Source organism: Spirosoma harenae, assembly GCF_054776975.1.
The window spans coordinates 1-2,447 of record NZ_BAAHBD010000066.1; the positions used below are offsets into that span (position 1 = coordinate 1).

Here is a 2,447-nt window from a genome sequence, read left to right on the forward strand (position 1 = left end):
TGCGTCTGCGTGCTGAAATTTGACGAGCTCTCGTAAATGGGGATGTTCGTGTTGGTGTTGGTGGGCAACCACGAATTCTTCACCCGTGAGCTAACGGCTCCACCCGTGAACGACTGGTAGAAATCCGTGAACCAACGCTGGTTATTCAGGATTTTGTTGCCAAACGTAGCATACAGGTTTGTGTTCAGATCGAAGCCTTTGTACTTCAGCGTCAGGGTGATACTACCCGTCAGCTTTGGAATTGGACTGCCTAAGTAAGTCCGGTCATCGGGAGAGATCTTACCGTCGCCGTTGACATCCTGGTAGCGGAATCGACCCGGAGCCGCTCCTTCCTGAGTTGGCGCAGCTGCCACCTCTTCCTTCGAATTGAACAGACCGATTACGTTGTAACCAAAGAACGATGATAGGGCGTGTCCTGGCTCATTTCGAACGGCGTTACCGCTGATACGAGTCCCCCCACCGTAGAAGAAAGGAACTGATGGCGCAATAGCCGTAATTTTGTTGCCTAAAACACTAGCGATACCGGTTACTTCATAGCTCAGATCGCCTGACAGGTTGCCCCGATTGGTGATCAACAGGTCGATCCCTTCATTGCGCATACCCGCCACGTTCACCGATGGTGCACTAGCCCGAGCCCCCACAACACCCGGTAGCGCCAGCGGATACAACAGATCCTTGGTGTCCTTGCGCCAGAAATCCAACACCACTTCTAACTTGTTGTTGAAAAACGACCCATCGATCCCGATGTTGGAGGTGACGGAGGTTTCCCATTTAGCAGCCGGGTTACCGATCTGGCTGCGGTAGAAACCAGCGGCAATGCTGTTGTTGGTGCCACTGATGTCATAGCCATTGCCTGCGTTGGAGGCAAACAGGTTGTACTGGTTGGTCGAGGAGAGGTAGCTGGAGTTACCCATGGCCCCATACCCACCGCGAATCTTCAGATCAGACACCCAGGGCAGGTTCTTCATGAACGGCTCCGACGATAAGCGCCAGGCCACCGAAGCGGCCGGGAACACCCCGTAACGGAAAGCCGGCGCAAACTGAGACGAACCATCCCGACGGATAACGCCGGTCACGATGTACTTATCGTTGAAGGTGTAACGCGCCTGAGCAAACAACGAGTAGAATCGGTTCCCTAAACTGAAATCGCTACCTACGTTACGAGTGGCACCCGGCGTCGTTGTATTGATGGTCACGTAGTTCGGGTCAGTGGTGAAAGGGTTCTGCCCTGATCCGTTGAGGTTGCGACCAGCGCCTGTGTTGAGCGCTTCGATACCAGCCAGCACATCGATATCGTGAATACCGAACTTCTGTTTGAAGTGGGCGGTGTTGGTGAAGGTCCAGGCCAGACCGTAGCCAGATCCTTCGGAGTAGGTATAGGTGGTGTTGTTCTCCGAGTTTTCGTACTGCACCCGACCATAGGAGTTATAATAATTGCTGAAATAGGTACCACCGATGCTGCTACGCAGGGTCAGCGAAGGGATCACATCATACTCCAGGTACGCATTCCCAAAGCCAAAGATGTTGAAGTTGCTGTTATTGGCATTTGCCATACGGTCAGCAACTGGGTTTCTTGGGTTGTTGAAGCCCGGAGCCGCTGTCCCCGCATAGCCACCAAACGAGTTGTAGATTGGGATAATCGGTGCCATCCGGAAGGCCGATAAGACCTCGTTCTCATCCGATGACGATGACGAGTTATTGTTGGTTCCATTTCCTAGCTGATTCCCGACACCACCCAGAAGACCTTTTGTTTTGATGTAAGCCAGCTGGAAGTTTTCGCCAAAGCGGAGTTTTTTGGTGATGTCAAACTCGGTGTTGGCTCGCAGGTTGTAGCGGACGTAGTCATTGTTGATGACGATCCCGGCCTGCTGCTGCATGCCCAGGGCGATGTAGTAGCGGCTATAATCGGTCCCGCCCGAGAAACCGATGTTATGACGCATCAGGGGGGCCACCCGCGTGATGGCACCGTACCAGTCCGTGCCTGCTTTGTTAGCTGGGATGACGTTATAAATAGCCCCGTTGGCTGGATTGACATTGTACTTGGCGGCCTCAGCGGTCAGATCAACCTGTGAAGCGGTAAGACCAGATCGGCTACCCGCTAACAGGTAGTCAGGAAGAACCGGCGTTGCTCCCGTACCATACTGGTTACTAGCGATCCCGGTGAAGCTATCAGGACCGATGGTGCCCCCTGCCTGATAGATGTCATTCTTGCGGGCCTGCCAGGCCCAGTCAGCCTGCTCCTGCGGAGTCAGGATGCTGTAGCCTTTCCCTGGATCGGTAACCCCATACAGACCATCGTAACTAACACTCAGCTTTTGCGAACGACGTTGTCCTTTTTTGGTGGTGATGACAATCACGCCCGAAGCAGCCCGGGCTCCGTAGATCGAAGCTGCAGCCGCATCTTTGAGCACCGTGGTGCTTTCGATGTCATCCGGTGGGATGAAAGA

Annotated in this window: 1 protein-coding gene; it reads right to left on the minus strand. The window is 53.8% G+C overall.

Going from position 1 to position 2,447, the window contains the following annotated elements:
• Positions 1 to 2,447, minus strand: a 2,447-nt coding sequence (locus ACYVE4_RS34100; protein ID WP_461044903.1) for a SusC/RagA family TonB-linked outer membrane protein, incomplete at both ends; no start/stop codon positions are given.